The organism is Vibrio sp. CyArs1 (assembly GCF_022432925.1).
Lineage (GTDB): Bacteria > Pseudomonadota > Gammaproteobacteria > Enterobacterales > Vibrionaceae > Vibrio > Vibrio mediterranei.
Genome location: NZ_JAKRBO010000001.1, coordinates 1,221,669 through 1,241,015 on the forward strand (window position 1 = coordinate 1,221,669; position 19,347 = coordinate 1,241,015).

Genomic DNA, 19,347 nt, shown 5'->3' on the forward strand with positions numbered 1-19,347 from the left:
CTATCTGACAGCTTGTCAGACTCCCCCTGAAATTAATCACTATCTCACCTCCCAACGAATACCAATATCCAAAACGTCTTGACTTCATAACTTTATGAAAATTAGCTAGAAAATAATCAACTGGCTTCTAATATTGACTATATAAGTGATATTTGAGGGTTTTCTATGAAACGGTCGTTGTTCATTGTTTTCTCTATCTTGTTTTCTCTGGTGGGATGCCAAAGTGACGACAATGGCAAAGCACTAGGTACACTTGAGCGAGACCGCATTACATTTTCTTCTACCGCGAATGAAATCATTCGTGAATTGCCTATTCGTGAAGGGAGTATGGTAAAAACAGGAGATGTTCTAGTTCGCTTAGACACCAAACGGCAAGAAGCCGTATTGGCTCATTCGATAGCTGAAGAAGCAAAAGCCAGTGCTTACTTACTTCGTCTAACCAATGGTGAAAGACCTGAAGATATTGCAGCTGCGCAAGCTAAAGTAGATATGGCCCAAGCTCGATTGATCGAAGCGGAAAAGAACTACTCTCGAGCAGAAGAGTTAGTGCGCAAAAAACTCGCAAGTCAATCGCAAAAGGACCAAGCGTTGGCTAACCGCGACTCAGCAAGAGCGGAGCTAAACTCGGCAACAGAAGAGTTCTCAAAGCTGACAGCCGGTACCCGACCCGAGGATATCACACAAGCAGAAGCTGCCTTGGCTGCTGCCAAGGCCGACGTTGCATTACAAACCCAGCAGTTGGATGAGCTCACTATCGTCGCGACACGTGATGGCGTGCTTGATAACCTGCCATACAATCTTGGCGAACGAGTCGCTACTGGTTCCTTTGTTGCCGTGGTGCTAGCAGACCGGGTACCCTACGCACGTGTCTATGTTCCTTCTTCAGTCAGGGTGAAGTTTGTCCCTGGTCTTGAAGTGCCTGTTCATGTGGACGGGTTAGATCAAATACTGACTGGCACAGTTCGTTGGGTCGCATCCGATCCATCATTCACCCCTTATTATGCTCTAACTGAAGATGAGCGCTCACGCTTAATGTATCTGGCAGAGATCGACTTACCCGACAGTGCTCAAACACTTCCTACCGGAGTACCAGCTCAAGTTGACTTAGTGGGGCTGAAGTAGATGAGCGAGATTGCCGTTACAGCAACTAATATCACCAAAAAGTTCGGTGACTTTACTGCCATCAATGGCATTAACTTGTCGGTTCCCAAAGGCAGTATTTATGGGTTTCTAGGGCCCAATGGTTGCGGAAAATCGACCACTATTCGCATGCTAACAGGCCTGCTTAGTCCTACCGAGGGCACCGTTAATGTTTTGGGATTGGATATTCCCCAACAGTCAGAACAACTGAGACTAAAGATTGGTTATATGACACAGAAATTCTCTTTGTATGACGATCTTTCTGTTCAGGAGAACTTGCAGTTTATTGGGCAAATATTTGGAATGAACCGCTCTTTTTGTAGCAATAGAATAGAAGAGCAACTGAGTATCTACGGTCTGTCCAACCTCAAGAAACAACGAGTCAGCGGCATGAGTGGTGGCCAAAAACAGCGTTTATCCCTTGCGGCTGCGACCATGCACAGACCAGAACTGCTTTTTTTAGATGAGCCGACTTCAGCCGTGGATCCTGAGAATCGTCGAGAATTTTGGGAACAACTGTTTGATCTTAGTGATCAAGGCACCACTATCCTAGTCACCACCCACTATATGGATGAAGCTGAGCGCTGTCATCGATTAGCCATTATGGAAGCGGGAGAAATGCGTGCAGACGATGAGCCAGAAGTGCTGATGAATAATATGGGAGTCAACATTGTAGAAGTGCGAGCGCCCCAATTACGAGCATTGAAAGAGAAGCTCGTCGCTTGTGAAGAGGTTCGATCTGCAGCTCAGTTAGGAATTCGCTTACGTGTACTGATCTATCAATCCGTCGCTGACCCCATCTTGTGGCTTAAAACGCGCTTCCCTGATTTAGCTCAAGCTGAGCTCACACCGGCAAGACCAAGTTTAGAAGATGTCTTTGTTTCCGTCACAGGTAAGGGCAGACAATGAAAAGCTTAACGCGCATGAGCGCCATAATGGTTAAAGAAATTCGTCAGCTCTCAAGGGATCGCATTACGTTTGGGATGGTTGTCATGATACCGCTCATTCAGCTTATTTTATTTGGCTTTGCAATGAATACGGACGTGCGGAATATTCCGATTGCGATCGTTGATCAAAGCCAATCAGCCCCAGGGCGAATTATTGTTGAAGCCGTCAAGGTCACTCAGGTAGTCACCGTTAAAGCGCAATATCCAACGGTTGAGGAAGCAGAGGTTGCCATTCGTGAGGGTGTGGTACGTGCGGCGTTAATCTTACCTAACAACCTAACGCAACGTATTACTCATAAGCAGACACTAGGCCAATGGCTGGTCGACGGTTCCGATACTATGATCAGTTCTGCGCTTTTGGGCTTGCAAAACATGCCTATCAAAGAGTTTTCGATCGCAGGCTACCAGCCAAGCTCTCCAAAAACCTTCGAAGCAACCCTACTCTATAATCCAAGTCGCCGATCCGCAGTGAATATTGTCCCTGGACTCTTAGGTGTGATACTGACAATGACGATGATTTTATTTACCAGTGCAGCCATCGTGCGAGAACGCGAACGAGGCAATCTGGAGTTGTTAATCACCACTCCTATTCATTCCCTTGAGTTAATGATCGGTAAGATAGTCCCTTATATCTTTATCGGACTGATTCAGATCTTCATTATTTTAGGACTCGGTTGGGCGATTTTCAGCGTTCCCATAAATGGTCAAGTGAGTCAAATTCTGATGGGAAGTTTGCTATTTATAGCCGCTAGCTTAACTTTGGGTTTGGTGATTTCAACCATCGCGCAGACTCAGTTGCAAGCCATGCAAATGACCGTGTTTATCTTGCTGCCTTCTATCTTGCTCTCTGGATTTATGTTTCCTTATGAAGCGATGCCGAATGCCGCTCAATGGGTCGCAGAAGCTTTACCAGCTACTCACTTTATGCGCATGATACGCGGCATTATTTTACGTGGCGCTGATTTGTCTGACGTATGGCGTGATACCGTCTGGCTGGCTGGATTTACCGTCGTCGGTCTTATTGTTGCCGCCTTTAGATTCAAGAAAACTCTCGATTAACAGACAACGACACAGGACGTTGCTATGGACAATAAAAAGCTAGAAAGCAAACCTAACAAGAAGTTCGACCTAAACTTACTGCGAGTGTTTATTTCTACTTACGAAACAGAATCTGTGACCAAATCAGCAGAGCGACTCGACCTGACGCAATCTGCGGTGAGTAATGCGCTGACACGCCTTAAAGAAAATGTTGGCAAAGAACTATTCTCGAGAACAGGCCGAGGCATCAAACCGACACGCTATGCCAAAGAACTGTATGAGCAGACCCATGACCATATCATGAGTATAGAGAAAGTGATTCAAGGTCTAGAAGCGTTTGATCCAAAGAAAACACAACGTACATTCGTCGTATATTGTCATGAAGCCGCTATGTTAAGGCTTCAGAAACGTCTCCATGTCTGTACTACCTATCCAAATATCGAGATCATCTTAAAAGAACTACCTCCCAAAGATGCCAGAATCTACGAAGATCTTCAGATGGAGAAAGTGGATCTAGTTATTGATGTGTCGCCATCAGACAGCAAAGTATTTCAATCAGAATTACTGCACAGTGAAGGGCTAACATGCGTCGCCAGTAAGAATCATCCACGCATACAGCAAGGTAAATTCGATAAATCCAACTATATGACCGAAAGTCATGTTCTACTGAATATCAGGCGCCACAATCTCACATTTGTGGAATGGTTGGTCAGCGAAGTATTGCCACCACGAAAAGTATTTAGCCAACACTCTTCATTGCTTGGAATGCTTCCTTCAGTATCCAATTCACAAGCGATTGCGGTCATACCTTTATCTGTTGCGGAGCAGTATAGCGATATATTCCAACTGCAAACTTTTCCTTTCCCATTTGAAACTAAAACCTTTGATTCCTATATGGTTTGGCCAAGTAAAATGAGTCACAACTCTGCCATTACATGGTTAAGACAGCAGATGGTACATCATCTGAAAGAGAGTTAAACAAAGGCGGGTTATAAAGATTAAAAAAGGCAGCACTATGTGCTGCCTTTTCAATTCAGGTTTGTCGCTAAGCGACAATGTATTCGGTAACGATTAGAAGTTAAACGTTACACCTGCACGGATACGGTTTTCTGTTTTGAAATCCGTGTATTGTGCATTCGCATATGTTTTATCAAGAATTTGATAATCTACGTATGGAGCCCATGATTCAAAGCCAGTGTACTTAACTTGGAATGTGTGTTCCCATTTGGTATCCGCTTGTTCTTTACCATTGCCTGTGTATGCACCACCGTCTTTTTGGTTGATGTAAGCAGGGTTATACTCAAGAGCGAAATCATTTAGGTTATAACCAACCCAAAGGTCAACTTGGTTAGTGTCGTTTGTTTTAACCATAGGATCAGTGCTGCTAGATGCTGCTTGATAACGGTAACGAGCTGCAGTATAGAAGTTGCCTTCAGCATACGTCGCTTTTAGGTATGGACGGTATTCCATGTGGTCAGAACCGTTCCAGTATACGAAACCTGGAGTTAACGTGAAGTTATCGTTAATTGCCCAGTTGTAGTTTAGTTCTGTTTCGAATGCAGCAACGCTCTTACCCGAGTTGCTAAACAGTTTATCACCTTGAGCTTGAGTACCTTCAAGGTGGATTTGCCAATCTTCTGCAAAGTCAAAACCAGCACGTACACGAGTTTCGTACGTTTTAGCTTCTGTCTTGTAAGCACCACGAACGTCAACGTAGTTTGCGCTTGCAGGAAGGGCTACAGCAGCAACAAGTGCAGCCGCTAATGTCATTTTAAAAGTTTTCATGAAAAGCTCCGTATAGAACAGGAATGCCAAAAGGCATTAATTTAACGTGCGAGCGTTTAGGCCACTGCCAAGCATCCTTAGACGCCACACTAAAACTGAGCTCAGCATATTTTGTTGAGCATCATTTTTGTCAGAGGAATGTCAAAGTAGAGTTTGAAGTGATGAGCATCACATCATAATTGAACCACAAGCTAATTTACGGAACAAAATATTCTCAAATCGATAACAAAAATAGATTATACGCCTATTTTTGATTCAATTTAATCATAAATGAAACCACGCTAATCATTAACGATGAATTCATACCATAAATACGATTACTGATTGGAGTAAGATGTGTGATAGTTGGAGTAATTGTAATCAGATTCATTCACTTGCATTGAGGTGTCATTATCGGAGGTCGTTTGCTGACTCTCTGAAGATTCCGTATTTGGCTGCTCTTTATTCAAAGTGTCTGCATCTTCAAGTGCAAAAAGAGGTAATTCTCTTTTATAAAGCTTGTTTAATGCCTTGATTAGCGAATGTTTCACCATCGGCCCAAACTGAAGTTTTTTAATGACGGGTTTTGCTAACGATTGAAGTCCCACAACGGAGTCCACTCCTAATGTCGAACCCACCGAGTCTCTTGCTGATTTTGCAGCCTCATAACCTAAATAGGCGGACATAAAAAGCCAAATATAAGCGATAGCAGCGCCATTAGGCTTAATGTCTCGCCATGCTTCACCTGCATAATACATAGCTTCCACATTGCCTTTCTCAGCCGCACGTTCTAACCAATAGCAAGCTCTGTCAGTATTTTGTTCAACACCAACACCATTTAGGTAATTCAGACCCAGTTTGGTCATGCCCTCTTCACTTTGCTTTTCCGCGGCTTTTTCAAACCAAAGAGTCGATTGTTTAGGCGATGGTGTTGGGTTATCAGGAGAAATACTCCAGTCGCCCATATAGAGAATGGCCTCTAAATTTCCTTCTTCAGCAACTTCTTGGATGGTAGAGACACCTTTGGGAATATTGCGCTCGGTACCTCGCCCATAAATTAAAGCCTTAGCGGCTTCAAATTTGGCATGTGAATCCCCTTCACTACCAGCAATACAAAGGCGCCAATAGTTTGCTTGCTCACGTAATACCAAGTCTTCGCGCTTTTTATCACTGAGACGAACAATGCCGTACATCGCCGTGACGTTATCCAACTGCGCACCTTTATGGTACCAATACAGCGCTTCTTTCACATTCTTGCGTTCGGCTTCTTTCGCTAAATACAAAATTGTAGGTACATGGCCCGTTTCCGCTTTATAAACACGCTCTTGCCTTTCTTGTTGACGCGCTTTTTCAATAGCACGTCGGTAGGCAGCTTCACGCTCAAGACGCTCTTGCTCCATCCTCTTGCGTCTCAAGGATAACGAGAACATCCAGATAAATGCCAAGATGAGCGAAAGACTGGTTGCACCTATTGCAATAGAAAGTGTCGACATTGATTAATAGCTTTTTGGGTAACGGTTACTCTATATAGTAACGGCAGGAAGGGAGATTAATTAAGTGATATAGGCGATCTATTACACGCTTTTACAACTTAGTTTGGAGAAATGACGTTGGCTGAATATCTGTTTAGAGAAAAAGCCTCGAACCATTGCCGCTTCCTATACCGAGCAGAATGATTCGAGACGGGGTAAATTCTAAGTTATCTTACTTACGGCTGTTAATTGCTTTAACAAACGTTTCCTGAGCACCTTCGACGTTAAGAGCTTTCGCTTCATCTAGCAGGCTCAGAGCTTTAGGGATGTTGTCCTCGGCGACGGCTTTTTGGATCGCACTATGATAATAGCTTGTCGTCTCTGGTTGAATGGTTGCTGGAGCTGCTTTCACACTAGTTGCTACAACGCCAGTCGTTGCCGCTGTAACAGGTGCCACCATGGAATTATCAACTTTTCTAGACCCCAATGTGAGGGTCTCTATTTCTAAATTCAGTTCACCGACATAACTGTGTTTAAACTTAGGGTCAGTAACAATAGGTAACGGCTCCCCGCTTTCTTCTGCTCTCACCTTGGCAGGATGTGGTACTGAAACTAACTGGCCGACATCTGAACTGTTAGTGAACACAATCATGTAAGGTAATGACTGTGCGTCGACTTCAAAACTCGTTACATAACGATTCGCATCGAACATGTCTGAATAGCGAATATTGAATTCATCAAGAGTGATAGTTCTTACCACATTATATTCTTTGTCGAGTAATTGAACTGTCGGTGCTAACACTCGTTTTTTGAGCATTTTACTGCTCAGGGTTACCTTTACTTTGCCAGAACGAGGAGAGAACTCGAACGCATTGAAAAAGCTCTTACCGGTTTTGAATTCCCATACAGGAGATGATTCATCAATTACAAAACCAACATCTTCAGTCTTATCTAACTCCACCCAAGCAAAATCTTTTTTACTGATACAGCAAACGTCTTCTGACTTCATTTGAGCATCTGTGATGGTGGGCTCAACACCAGAGTTACTCGCACAACCAACCACACTTAGTCCAAGTACTAGCGCCAAAATATTTTTGTTCATAATATTCCACCATTTTAGAAAAAGAAGGCAGTCCTTAGACTGCCTTGTTAGATTAAGACTTCATCTAGTAAATTCAACTAGGTTGATTAGAACCAGATTTCAGCTTCGATACCGAATCGAGTATCACTACCTTTCGATGATTGCGACCATCCATAAGAATCATCGCTAGATGACATATAAGCAATGTATGGTTTGATCTGTGGACGTCCCCAGTAGTCTGCATTCACAGTGAAAACAGGTGCTAATGTAGCTGAGTAGAAATACGTTGTATCGTCTGTACGCCAGCCCTTAGCTGTTTCGCTTGCCGCTGTTAAAACTGCTTCCCAACGGAAGTTGTCGCTTACTCGGTACGTAGGAGTTAAGCCCAAGAATGCGCGAGTTACGCCATCCTGCGCGCCCCAGACCTGGCCACGATCATTGTTATCAATGTTCCAATAAACAATTTCTGAACCAAGTTGAACGTTTTCAGTAATGTTGGCAACACCGTAAGACGTTAAGAATAGAGAGACATCGTCTTCTGCCCATCCACCATTCCAGTTACCGAAGTTTGTACCTTTAGTGGCCGCAATGCCTTTACCATAAGTAACACCCGTTAATGACCAGCCATCAAAACCGTAGTAGTCGCGAGAATAAGTAATACCAGCGCCAATACCATTTTCAGCTGCATCTGGTGTATTAGTATCTACACGATATTGATCTGAATGAGCACGTACTTGGTACTTAAGGTCGAAATCAAAGCTTCCGCCGAGTCCTTTAATACCATATAAGTAAAGGTCTAGTGACGTTAATGTTGTACTACGACCATCATCTAGCGTATTACAGTATTTGCCGTTTACAGTCTCGTCATAATCCGGACCGTTATCCGGTGTAACTGTGTTCACACAATAACCATCACCAGGATCAGCAGAAACTACTGCAAAACCTAAGTTATCCGCAAAATCTAGGCCTTTATATTCTACACCCGCACCTAGACCCGAAGACTGCTTCCAATATTCTTTCGTGATAATACCTGCTTGACGGTTCAAGTAACGTTTACCAGCCCAGATGCTGGTGCCTTCAGCAAACATTGAAAGGTCACCAAGCTCTACATACGCTTCTTTAAACTCTAATTGACCTGACGAAAGGTGACTGTCGTTACCGCCTGAAGAACCATAGAAACCACGACCATTACCACCCTCGTTGTTACCATATTCTGTCTTTAGAACGTATTTAGACCAAGCGCCGTTTTCGTAGTTATTGCCTTTAGTTACCGTAAACTCTACTTGGTTAGGGTTACCAGAGAAAGCTGCACCCGCTGCGCGATAGTCACGGCGGTGCTCCCAAGTTTCATTAAGTTGTAGCGACTCACCTACGTTATATAGAAGGTGTCCATAACCATTAACTTGCCAACCTTCTTGTACTTTGTCTTCCGCCATCACAGCGCCTGAAGCTAAAGCACCCACCACTGCAGCAGCAATTACACTTACTTTTTTCATTAGAAAACTCCGTTTAACTTATCGTTATATTCAATTTCATTTTCCAAAACGCCGCAGAGGCAGTACTGATGCGTTTAGGTCTGAAATATTTATCGGTTTAGGGTCCCGAGTTGATTGAACGGTGTCAGATTAACCAAGTAGTAAGTGCGATACGTCCTCCACCCTGAAGATTGTTAAGGGGGATGAGAAAGGATGAGAAAAATAACCGTATGGTGTTTTTTAAGGATAAGTCACAAAAAAAGGGGGGAGGAGTAGCGGATTTGGTAATGTTTTGACGCACAAAATACGTCTTACATCACTTTTTACAAAATAACGCCAAATAAACTGAAATTAAATTACATTTAAAATTCTGTGATCTTAACTTGACCTAATGTTTACAAAGCTATTAACTATTGAAAGTTAAGTAATGTCATTCACGAACAAATAGAAAAAAATCTTATGACACAACATCAATCAAGCCCATATCCATTAGGGGCGACGCTGGATAAACGAGGATGTAACTTCGCGATCCATGCTCCAGATTGCCCAGATATCCAATTAGCTCTCTTTGATGACAACGATAATATTCAATTGTTCCCACTCCCTAATGAATATGCTGGAGTAAGGCATACCCACATTAGCGAAGTCACAGCAGGGCAACGTTATGGTTTTGTCATAGAAACGTGTGAAGAGCGTCATTTCATATCAGATCCTTACGCAAAATCGTTGGACAAAGCCCTGCACTATATTCCGCCGTTTGATGCATCAAAAAGCTTTGAACTACCGAAATGTGTGGTCATTGGCGACGACTTCGATTGGCAAGACACTAAGCTACCAAGAATCCCTCGCGAAGAAATGGTGCTGTTCGAAACTCATGTAAAAGGCTCCACTAAGCTCAATGAGAAGGTCCCATCGCAGAATAGAGGTAAGTATCTAGGCTTAGTCAGCGAAGAGATGCTGAGGTTTTATAAGCAGCAGAATATCAATTCTATACAATTGCTCCCTGTCGCAGCCTGTATGCATGAACCTCACCTGCTCAACATGGATAAAGTTAACTATTGGGGCTATAACCCATATGTCTTTATGGCACCAGATCCGCGCTATGCAGATTCAGATGCTGTCCTAGAACTAAAATCAGCTATTCGTGAACTTCACCGCCATGGTATTGAGGTCATTCTTGATGTGGTCTACAACCATACTGCAGAGGGTGGAGATAACGGAGCGGTCTTCAATCTGAAAGCCTTGGATTCTAAATTCTATCTACGCCATGGTGAGTTCTTTGCAAACTTTACCGGTTGCGGAAACACGGTTGACCTCAATTATCAGCCAGCACTCAACCTTGTTATGGATACACTCCGTTATTGGGTTCAAGAGTTCAACGTCGATGGCTTCCGTTTTGACCTTGCTGCGACACTCGGTCGTAACGGAGATAACTTTAACCGTGACGCTGCCTTCTTTAGAGCTGTCGCGCAAGATCCTGTATTAAAACAGACTAAGTTAATTGCAGAGCCATGGGATATCGGTCCTAATGGTTATCAAGTCGGTAACTTCCCATTTGGTTGGAATGAGTGTAATGATCGTTTGCGAGACATTACGCGCAGTTTCTGGCGGGGCGATCAAGGTTACTTGAAAGAGTTCGCTACCCGATTAATGGGTTCTCGAGACCTATATAGTGCGGCAAATTGGCCATATAAACTGACCGTGAACTACATCACCTACCACGATGGTTTCACTATGCAAGACTTGGTGTCATACAAGCATAAGCATAATGAGGCCAATGGTGAACAAAACCGTGATGGACACGGTGATAATCGCTCAGACAATTATGGCGCAGAGGGCGACACAGACAACCCAGTCATCTTGGCAACTCGCGAGAAGCAAAAGCGTAACTTTATGGCAACGCTGCTCTTCTCGTTTGGTATTCCCCATATTTTGACTGCAGATGTCCTCTCACACACGCAAAAAGGTAATAACAACGCCTATTGCCAAGACAATGAGATCAGTTGGTTGGACTGGAGCTCAAGCGAGCCGAAAGAGCACTTCAGACAATGGCTAGCTGACATGCTTGCCGCTCGCCAGGAGTATATGGTGCCTTTCATCCGCGCATTTAGCGGCGAGAAGCGTAACGACAATCGCATTTTCTGGAGCCGTGTGGATGGAAAATTAATGAGCATGGAAGATTGGAATCGACTTAGTAGCGTCGCACTACATATTGGTATTGGGGATGACGGCGATGAGATGGTTTACTTAATTAACCAAACCAAAGCACCTGCTCGTTTTACCTTGCCAAACGATCGAAACCAGACTTGGAAGACCATTTGCGATACTCATATTGCAGAGTCTGAAGTAGGACATGCTGAAGGTGAAATACTTCAAGCTCCAATGTCGATGGCTATTTTGCACTTTTCTCCAACAGATTCATGATCTAACGTTAGTCCATTCATCAATAAGAGGTTGTTTTTCAACCTCTTATTTTTATCAATTGATCTCTACTAACTTTACGTCAAATAATTGTTTTGTATCCCTTATCTAAGACGTAGTACCATTTCCGCATGCTCAAATGGTTTAATACAATATGTCTCTGCCGAAAATCCTACTACGAGCCCTAAAACCGCTCACTTTTGCTCTTATTGCAGCGCTTATTTTTATCTCCTATCAGCAATATCAACATTCTCTTCAACTCGCGAAATCTCAATCTCAGTCCAATGTGAAAATGGCAACGGCACTAGTTTGGTCACAAATTGAAGCGACCTTTGCAAAAGTGGATTTACTGCAAAAGAATATTGACGACGCACGTTTTGCTTCACTTGTTACGCAAACACTAGACAACACGTACCTGTATAAAAGTATTAGTGTGTTCGACCCGATCGCTCAAACCTATGTCGATAATCATGGAGAAGGTATTAGCGAGCAGACAAAGTCATCGATTCAGTGGCACTCCTTCGATGCTCTTTCGCACCAGTATGCTGTTTCGACCCTATATCAAAAGCAAGATGGGCTCTGGGTATTTGCTATCAAACAGCAACTTAGTCACCCCAGGCTAGAAGTCTGGTTTGAGGTAGACGCTCAGCATATCACCCAATATCTCGCGAATATGAAAACGCTTAAAGAAGGCTATGTATTCGTAATAGATGGCACCAATGGCCGACTTATTTTCCATCCTAATCCTCTGAGAATCGGCACAGAATCCATCAGCTACCTAAAGGGTCTAGAACAGAAGATCACCTATGGACAAACTAGAGGTAGCTACGAATACCACTACAATGGCGAACTCAAAGTCAGTATGTTTGACGCAAGAAACCCAATGAAATGGATATTTGTTTCTGGAACGAGTCGAGCAGATATTCTGTTTACGTCTTATCAGATTTCACTCACCGCTTTGGTGATATTAGCGCTGTTATCGCTGGCTCTATCTATTAACTACATCAGTTACCAGCTCAACCACTCTTTAGCAAGACTCAACCAGGCGCCTGACATTGCTCATTTTAAACACGATCTTCGCGCCATCTTTGACCGTTTTATCTTCCACAAAGGCGTACAATTTTGTCTATACGAACAAGATACTGGGAGCTTTAAAACCGTCGACTTTCATGGCAATACCAAAGTTATTCATCAATGCCAGTCATTGCCGTCCATCTTCACCTCACGTCAATTGAACTATGTATATAACAGTAACAATGATGCGTTAGCGCGAAAGCTTCAAGTGAATGGGCGTCATTACATATTGCCGCTATTTCAGAGGGATACCCTAATTGGCGTGATATACGTTAAGAGTGCGTTTTTTGCCTTTGATGGCGTAATAAGGGCTATTCGAGATTTCTCTGAAGTCGCTCTTTCAAACTTATTGCTGTTCCAATACCTCAACGATAAGGATTCACTTACTGGACTGGACAACAAGCTCACCATGCGTTCAGAGTTGACCCAGCAACTCAGAAATTCTAGTGCTTACTTTGCTTTGATCGATATAAATGGATTAAAAAGAATCAATGCTGACTATGGTGATATGATTGGCGACACGATTATTCTGTATGTAGCAGACATCATCAAACGCAGCTTCCCAAAGCCAAAGTCACATTGCATTGCTCGCTATGAAAGCGGACTATTTGCGGTACTATTCGAGGCAAACGACAACGTCGATGCGAAAAAGCAGCTTGAATGGTTAAGACAGCTGATAGAAAAGCTACCTTTGAACATTCATGATGAATGGATTACAGCAACCGTCTCTATTGGCGTTACAGCAACAGGAGATAGTACAGATGGCATTATTGGTAGAGCTACTCAAAGCCTACAGCAGGCAAAACTAAAAGGTCGTAATCAAGTCCATATTCATCAAGCATAAAAATAGCCCCTCGGTTGAGGGGCTATTTTTACTTAGAAGACACCAAGCATCTCACATAAGTACTTAGCAGCAGGACCTAACCTCGTATTGGATTTCCACAGCACATCCGCAGAGTTCATCATTTCATAGCGCTGGAATTCAGGCCTAAAATCAATCAAGGTACCCATCGCTTGCTTTTCAACAGTGAAATCTTTAGGCACAATCGCCCAACCGATACCCTGCTCCACCAGCTTGATCACATCTTCTTGATCGTCTGCTTGCCAAATATCTTGAGAAAACGCGCCCTGAGCCTGAAGCACCGTATTCTGCATCATGCTGCGACATACAATTTGTCGTTCGCCAATAAGGGTTTCATTGCTCACTTGCTGCATGTCGGCAAAAATCGAATCTGGGCTACAAATACAGACCCACTCAATATTAGCGATAGAAACAAAGTCTAGCCCTTCTGGCACCGCATCAGCCGCTAGGTTAAAGCCAAGCTCCACTTCATCTTTAATAATCGCGTTGGTGAGATGATGTGCTGCGAGTCTCGAAACATCGACTTGTGTGAAAGGAAAGCGTTGAGACATTTTCTCAATTGCGGATTCCAACAAAGAAAATGGCAATAAAGGATCAATGGCTATCTTAAGTGTATCTTCGACACTATCAACGCTAGCTTGAGAGTAATTACGAATTCGTTCAGCTTGTCTTAATAGCACCTTAGCTTGCGATAACATTCGCTCACCCTGCGGCGTCAGCTTAGGGTACTTGGTACTGCGATCGAAGAGCGTAATCCCGAGATCGACCTCCAGATTATTGACACCAATGCTCACTGAGCTTTGGCTTTTTCCTAAATGCCTCGCAGCAGCAGAAAATGAGCCTTGTTCTGCCGCAGCGACAAAAGCAACAAGCTGTTCAATATTCAGCATACCCAACCCTTTGACTATATTATTAACAAGCGCACCATCGTAAAACAATAGCACAAAAATTGCACCCAAAGATAAACCAAAACAATAATGCCAGTACCGATTATTTGCGCTATAAATCAATAAAATGGCTTAGCTGGCATCTAGAAAGCTTCTCCAAAACGGATATAAAAGCTGGTATTTCCCATCTTTGATACCGCCGCGTCTACGCCAACAGTAAATCGCTCTTTGGCATTCAATAGGTAACGAACACCGACGCCAGCCGACGGCACAACTTCAGACTGAACCGATTGCGTGTAGTAACGGTCCTGATTACCTATCACCGCCGCACCAGCGAAAGCCACACCGCTCCAGAGTGTGGAGAACTTATGCCTATATTCAATTTCAGCTTGGTACACTGAACTGCCTCTGTATTTATTCCAATCGGCACCACGTAAACTGGGGGTCACAAACTCATATTCTGGCGCATCACCTAACATTTCCTTACCCATAACTCGGTACGCCAGCACATCATCTCCAATTGGGAAATATTGACTAATTTCTGCATCCAGTCTGGTAAAGCGTTTGCCCGTCCGTTTGTCTCTTGAGTAGTGCAAGGTACTCAAATCGACGTTTAATCCCTGCGTCGCCCCCATCATATTATCGCGAGAGTCGTAGGTCATAAGCAGTCCGAGCGCACTATTGCTGCCACTCATTTCTTGCTCAAACGCTTTTTTAATTTCTGGATCGGTATGCTCATTAAGGCTTGCGTTACCACCACTCCACAAACCTTGCACCCCCAGATACAGATCATCAATGATTTGCTTACGTACCTCTGCGTAAACAAAGTTAGAGTAGGATGAATATTGAGCGGCTTTAGGTAACTGCATTCCGACGCGCCCTGTGTATTTCAAATTGAGACCAAAGTGTCCAGCATAGAAACCCGCACGCCACGCATCATGCGCGAAAACATGTTCATGTCCTATGATTGCCATGCCACTGCCTGTATCAGTGTATTGACCGTAAAACATACTGGTAGAGGGGTTTTTAGCGCCTTCGGCTCGGTCGTGAAGGTACATGGCATTAACGCCAAGACCCAGACCAAGTGCATCATCAGTAATTGGAACAGGAAATGCGGCGAACTTGCGGTCAGGAAGCTCATCTGATGTTTCCACCGATTCTTCGGGCTTGTCCTGACTCTCTGTTGAAGTCTTCGATTCGCTCGCATCGCAATAAGGAGCAAAAGCTAGTATTGATATAGCCATCAAAGTCGATGAAAAGTTTGGCGTGTTCAAATGAAATCTCTGTGCGTTATTGAAAATCGTACGTAGCACTTAGATTCCATTCTTTTGAGACCACTTAGGCTCATTGAGTGCAGTTTGGTGGAGGTATCACCAATCGACATCCTACTAAATATTAGTTTGAGGAAAAAGACCAAGTATCCGCATAGTTAATAGGTAATTTTTAAAACTGGCAATTCAGAACAAACAATAGTCGATCATATATATATTAACAACACACCAAGTGAGCAACACATTCATATAAGTTATTGAAAAAGTATATTTAGATCATATTCTTACGAAAATATGGCATTAGAGTCATCACTCCTCCGACCAATTCGAAAATATAATAGATCGATCTTCAAAATGTAATATTTTTTTTATAAAGTTTGCGCAATTCGATGAGATGTGAAGGAGAGCACATTGTGAATTCAAAAAATGTAATGCGAAGCCCTGCGGATAGATTGAGACATACCATTTTGTTCGAGCTATTACTGTTACTTATTGCAGCACCAATTTGTATGTTTGTTTTCGGAGCTAACGTCAAAACCGCAGCGTTAACTGCATTTTCGCTGTCGTTGATCGCTATGGTCTGGAACTACATTTACAATTATGCTTTTGATCGAGCTTTGATTTACTTACGAGGGACATCAAAAAAGACCCCCACTCAACGTGTCTACCACGCATTACTGTTCGAGTTAGGGTTACTAGTCGCGACTATTCCATTATTGGCATGGAGCTTAAACCTATCATTAATCGATGCCGTGCTAGCTGACTTGGGCTTCGTAATTGTGGCTCTATTTTACGCCTATTTCTTTAATCTGGTTTACGATGCAGTATTTCCGATCGTCGACCACAACAATGACAAGCATGCATTGTAATTTTTTGATTAAATTCCATATTAGTATTGCGGCGAAGATTGCAATCAATCCATAACATAGGCAATCTAGTGTACGCTAAACTATTAGAATAATTCTGCTAGGATAAAATAAAATGAAAGCTTCTAAGATTCTTGCTTGTGCATTACTCGCCGGTTGCAGCACCATGGCTGTTGCTGATGTGACGATCAAAATCCCAGACTCTGTTGATCTACTATCAGTCAATGCTGGAGACCCAGTTACAAAATCCAACGGTTTCTTCTCTTCTGGAAAAACTGCTACGCTTCCAGATGGTGTAAATCAAATTGTATTTCGCTTCGAGCCTTTGTTTGATTTGAATCGAGAAGAACGTGTTACGGTTCCAAGCAAAGCAATCATCGCTCGATTTGATGCTAGCAATACAGAACTCACTCTAGAAGTACCCACCTACCAGAATGAACGCCAGGCTAAAAAGGACATTGATAGCTTTAAATGGTCTTTGGTCGACGCTGATGGCAATGTTATTCCAGTGACTCAGGACAAACTGATTAAGGACGGTATGCAGATAGGTCGTGATTACGACCGAGAAGCCGAGGATTACAACCGTAAAGGTGGCGTAGCCGCTATCGCTGTAGCAGGCACTGTTTCCGCAGTAACGCTACCCGCAACCTTACCTGCAAATTCAGCAAACGCAGAAATCGCAGTACCAGGTGGCGCAGCAGACAATACGGCTGAAGAGATGCTAATCTTTTGGTACAACAAGGCAGATGCTGACACTAAAGCCCGCTTTAAAGAATACATCAGCAGCAACTAATCTACCTTATTCAAAAGCCGCTCTTAATGGAGCGGCTTTTTCGATCATACGAGAATAATACGTGAAAAAAATTGTCCTATTGGGTGACAGCTTGACGACTGGATGGGGTTTAGCCACAAATCAAAACTGGTCAGATAAACTCATTGCAGCCCATCCAGATATTGAGTTTATCAACTGTGGTGTACCCGGTGACACGACAACAGGAATGCTATCTAGATTCAAGCAACAAGTTTTAGACCAAGCTCCTGATGCCGTTGTTCTATTTGGCGGGCTGAACGACCTCAACTGGGGCACAGATATCAGTGTGGTTGCCAGTAACCTCAACGCTATGATTGCCCAGTCTCAACATCATGGTATTCAACCCATTTTAATCGTCACTTCTGCTATCGACCCAGTTGGTTCGCTCCCAATGTTTGGCAATCGTAAAGACACCGTTGAAGCCATACGCAGTGCTATTAAGCAGTTGAGCCAAAAACATGTCGAAAAGTTGAAAGCAATGTACAGCAGCGGAGAGAATGGGCTTGAGATCGTGGATATCTACCAAACGTTTGAACAATATGCATGCGAAAGAGGCTACGCATCGCTATACCAAGCCGATGGTATTCATTTGTCACCGCTTGGCGCTCAGCTTATCTATAATGCGCTGGACGAAATAAACTGGTAAGCAAAAGGGTCATCAGTACACACTGATGACCCTTTTGTATTTACGACCTATTTGATTATTTAGTCAACTCGATGACGTTAGACTATGCCCAAAAGCTCATTGCAATTATGGTCAAAGCACCGATACAAGCGATATTCAAGATAATACCAATACGCATCATCTCTTGTTGTTTAATATGACCAGAGGCAAAAACAATCGCATTCGGAGGTGTCGCTACCGGAAGCATAAACGCACAAGAGGCTGCCACTGCAATTAACACCGACAAAATCACCGGTGACATTCCAAACGCTTCAGCGACACTCGCAAAAACCGGAATCAGCAACGCCGCGCTCGCCGTATTACTGGCAAACTCAGTTAAGAAGACCACGAACGCCGCAATCACCAAGATAATCACCAACATGTTGAACTGAGAGATCATGTCACTTAATTCATTGGCAAGAAAAACACTCGTTCCCGTCGCCTTAAGGACATTACTCAAACAGATACCACCACCAAACAGCAGTAAGACACCCCAGTCTGCGGTCTTCTCAATATCCTTCCAATGAACTACTCGAGCAAAGTTCACCGCAACAATAGCGCCAAGAGCAACAATGGTGTCGAATTTCGCATACCCGCCCAACATTGCATTGATCGGTTTGCTGAATATCCACAAGAATACCGTAAGACCAAAGATAAGCAGAGTAACTACTTTCCCTTTATCCCAATTCACTTGCTCATGATTGATTTCGAACTCACCATCAAGCTTAGGTTTTAATACAAAGAACAAGACAGCTAATGCAATAGGGAGCAGAATGATTGATGTTGGTAAGCCAAATGCCATCCAGTCAGTAAAAGAGAGCCCTACCTCTGCCGCGGCGATCGCGTTAGGTGGACTTCCAACCATTGTTGCAATACCACCAATACTCGCGCTATAAGCAATGCCAAGTAGTACAAAAACGTACGTGTTATGGCCGCTTTCTTCATTTACTTTACTTAATACACCAAGCACCAATGGCAACATCATTGCCGCGGTAGCAGTATTACTGATCCACATAGATAAAAGTGCGGTGACGCCAAACAGCATGAACACCGCAACGCTCATCTTACCTTTTGCCATTACTAGCACTTTATCGGCAATAACCTTGTCTAAGCCTTGCCTATGCATAGCGGCTGCTAGTGCAAAACCACCCAAGAACAAAAATATGATGGAATTGGCAAAGTTATTTAAAGCGGTCTGCGTATCAAACACACCGAACAAAACCGCAATCACTGGCACCAATATAGCAGTCACAGTCACGTGAAGCGCTTCGGTCAACCACAGCACAGCAATAAACGCCAAGATACTAATTCCCAGCACAACACTGGGTTCAAATGGTAAGGTGTTATAGAGCACAGCAAACAGCACGACGTCGGCAAGAATAATCATGCTGTTACGGTTAAAGAACCACTCTCGGGTATTGGAGGGTAAGGGGACACTATCGTTTCTATTCATTATTATGGCTTCCTTTGATTAGACGGGCGAAAGCGACCTTGAAACACGCTTCAATGTCGCGGCCCTAACGCCATAAACGAGATAATGAAACCGGAAGTTAGATTCGATCAGAAGGCTGACT

The 19,347-nt window shown here is 43.5% G+C and carries 16 protein-coding genes; 9 read left to right on the forward strand and 7 right to left on the reverse strand.

The features are described from left to right. The first annotated feature begins 165 nt into the window (after positions 1-165). Genes MMA19_RS05730 through MMA19_RS05745 form a run of 4 tightly spaced genes read left to right on the forward strand, consistent with a single transcriptional unit; the run spans position 166 to position 4,103 of the window. Positions 166-1,122 carry an HlyD family efflux transporter periplasmic adaptor subunit gene (locus MMA19_RS05730; RefSeq protein ID WP_240205739.1) on the forward strand — a complete coding sequence of 319 codons (957 nt, stop codon included), beginning with the start codon at positions 166-168 and terminating at the stop codon, positions 1,120-1,122. After that, a complete protein-coding gene (locus MMA19_RS05735) occupies positions 1,123-2,049 on the forward strand; it encodes an ABC transporter ATP-binding protein (protein WP_006070098.1) in 927 nt (308 codons plus the stop codon). Then, positions 2,046-3,146 (forward strand): ABC transporter permease, encoded by a 1,101-nt coding sequence (locus MMA19_RS05740; protein WP_240205740.1) that lies wholly within the window; start codon positions 2,046-2,048, stop codon positions 3,144-3,146. Before MMA19_RS05735 ends, MMA19_RS05740 begins: the two co-directional genes overlap by 4 nt. A 24-nt stretch (positions 3,147-3,170) precedes the next feature. Next, complete coding sequence (locus tag MMA19_RS05745) at positions 3,171-4,103, forward strand: LysR family transcriptional regulator (RefSeq protein ID WP_006070100.1); 933 nt, start codon at positions 3,171-3,173, stop codon at positions 4,101-4,103. Positions 4,104-4,196: 93 nt separating this feature from the next. Here the strand turns inward: MMA19_RS05745 and MMA19_RS05750 are convergent, their stop codons facing one another. The 4 genes from MMA19_RS05750 to MMA19_RS05765 all read right to left on the reverse strand — a co-directional run bounded on the left by MMA19_RS05750 (position 4,197) and on the right by MMA19_RS05765 (position 8,938). Further along, a complete protein-coding gene (locus tag MMA19_RS05750) occupies positions 4,197-4,910 on the reverse strand; it encodes an oligogalacturonate-specific porin KdgM family protein (RefSeq protein WP_240205741.1) in 714 nt (237 codons plus the stop codon). 317 nt (positions 4,911-5,227) lie between these two features. Then, entirely contained in the window at positions 5,228-6,382 is a 1,155-nt protein-coding gene (locus MMA19_RS05755; protein ID WP_063604785.1) for a tetratricopeptide repeat protein, read from the reverse strand. A 211-nt stretch (positions 6,383-6,593) separates the two neighbouring features. Next, a complete protein-coding gene (locus MMA19_RS05760) occupies positions 6,594-7,463 on the reverse strand; it encodes a MalM family protein (protein WP_006070103.1) in 870 nt (289 codons plus the stop codon). 86 nt (positions 7,464-7,549) lie between these two features. Beyond that, positions 7,550-8,938, reverse strand: a complete 1,389-nt coding sequence (locus MMA19_RS05765) for a carbohydrate porin (protein ID WP_038230787.1) — start codon at positions 8,936-8,938, stop codon at positions 7,550-7,552. Positions 8,939-9,376: 438 nt separating this feature from the next. On the opposite strand from MMA19_RS05765, the gene glgX reads away from it, so the two are divergent. Both glgX and MMA19_RS05775 read left to right on the forward strand, forming a co-directional pair. Beyond that, positions 9,377-11,341 (forward strand): glycogen debranching protein GlgX, encoded by a 1,965-nt coding sequence (gene glgX, locus MMA19_RS05770; RefSeq protein ID WP_240205742.1) that lies wholly within the window; start codon positions 9,377-9,379, stop codon positions 11,339-11,341. Positions 11,342-11,492: 151 nt separating this feature from the next. Further along, a complete protein-coding gene (locus tag MMA19_RS05775; RefSeq protein ID WP_240205743.1) occupies positions 11,493-13,256 on the forward strand; it encodes a diguanylate cyclase in 1,764 nt (587 codons plus the stop codon). Between the two features lie 32 nt (positions 13,257-13,288). Here MMA19_RS05775 and MMA19_RS05780 read toward each other — a convergent pair whose 3' ends face one another. Together MMA19_RS05780 and MMA19_RS05785 are read right to left on the reverse strand one after the other, a co-directional pair. Continuing rightward, positions 13,289-14,164, reverse strand: coding sequence for a LysR family transcriptional regulator (locus MMA19_RS05780; protein ID WP_038221951.1), 876 nt, complete (start codon positions 14,162-14,164; stop codon positions 13,289-13,291). Between the two features lie 140 nt (positions 14,165-14,304). Further along, positions 14,305-15,474, reverse strand: coding sequence for a hypothetical protein (locus tag MMA19_RS05785; protein ID WP_240205744.1), 1,170 nt, complete (start codon positions 15,472-15,474; stop codon positions 14,305-14,307). Between the two features lie 371 nt (positions 15,475-15,845). On the opposite strand from MMA19_RS05785, the gene MMA19_RS05790 reads away from it, so the two are divergent. From MMA19_RS05790 to MMA19_RS05800, 3 genes are all read left to right on the forward strand, one after another. Next, positions 15,846-16,301: a PACE efflux transporter gene (locus MMA19_RS05790; protein ID WP_038168217.1), complete on the forward strand. Its 456-nt coding sequence runs from the start codon at positions 15,846-15,848 to the stop codon at positions 16,299-16,301. A 112-nt stretch (positions 16,302-16,413) separates the two neighbouring features. Further along, a complete protein-coding gene (locus tag MMA19_RS05795) occupies positions 16,414-17,091 on the forward strand; it encodes a DUF2057 family protein (protein WP_031496260.1) in 678 nt (225 codons plus the stop codon). A gap of 61 nt (positions 17,092-17,152) precedes the next feature. Next, complete coding sequence (locus MMA19_RS05800) at positions 17,153-17,755, forward strand: GDSL-type esterase/lipase family protein (RefSeq protein ID WP_240205745.1); 603 nt, start codon at positions 17,153-17,155, stop codon at positions 17,753-17,755. Between the two features lie 82 nt (positions 17,756-17,837). On the opposite strand, the gene MMA19_RS05805 is transcribed toward MMA19_RS05800, so the two are convergent. Continuing rightward, positions 17,838-19,226, reverse strand: a complete 1,389-nt coding sequence (locus tag MMA19_RS05805; RefSeq protein ID WP_006070113.1) for a DASS family sodium-coupled anion symporter — start codon at positions 19,224-19,226, stop codon at positions 17,838-17,840. Positions 19,227-19,347 lie beyond the last annotated feature (121 nt).

Coding starts and splice junctions, on each gene's coding strand:
- MMA19_RS05795 (WP_031496260.1), top strand. CDS start 16,414: ATGAAAGCTTCTAAGATTCTTGCTTGTGCATTACTCGCCGGTTGCAGC.
- MMA19_RS05805 (WP_006070113.1), bottom strand. CDS start 19,226: ATGAATAGAAACGATAGTGTCCCCTTACCCTCCAATACCCGAGAGTGG.
- MMA19_RS05740 (WP_240205740.1), top strand. CDS start 2,046: ATGAAAAGCTTAACGCGCATGAGCGCCATAATGGTTAAAGAAATTCGT.
- MMA19_RS05765 (WP_038230787.1), bottom strand. CDS start 8,938: ATGAAAAAAGTAAGTGTAATTGCTGCTGCAGTGGTGGGTGCTTTAGCT.
- MMA19_RS05750 (WP_240205741.1), bottom strand. CDS start 4,910: ATGAAAACTTTTAAAATGACATTAGCGGCTGCACTTGTTGCTGCTGTA.
- MMA19_RS05735 (WP_006070098.1), top strand. CDS start 1,123: ATGAGCGAGATTGCCGTTACAGCAACTAATATCACCAAAAAGTTCGGT.
- MMA19_RS05755 (WP_063604785.1), bottom strand. CDS start 6,382: ATGTCGACACTTTCTATTGCAATAGGTGCAACCAGTCTTTCGCTCATC.
- MMA19_RS05730 (WP_240205739.1), top strand. CDS start 166: ATGAAACGGTCGTTGTTCATTGTTTTCTCTATCTTGTTTTCTCTGGTG.
- MMA19_RS05760 (WP_006070103.1), bottom strand. CDS start 7,463: ATGAACAAAAATATTTTGGCGCTAGTACTTGGACTAAGTGTGGTTGGT.
- MMA19_RS05780 (WP_038221951.1), bottom strand. CDS start 14,164: ATGCTGAATATTGAACAGCTTGTTGCTTTTGTCGCTGCGGCAGAACAA.
- MMA19_RS05745 (WP_006070100.1), top strand. CDS start 3,171: ATGGACAATAAAAAGCTAGAAAGCAAACCTAACAAGAAGTTCGACCTA.
- glgX (WP_240205742.1), top strand. CDS start 9,377: ATGACACAACATCAATCAAGCCCATATCCATTAGGGGCGACGCTGGAT.
- MMA19_RS05775 (WP_240205743.1), top strand. CDS start 11,493: ATGTCTCTGCCGAAAATCCTACTACGAGCCCTAAAACCGCTCACTTTT.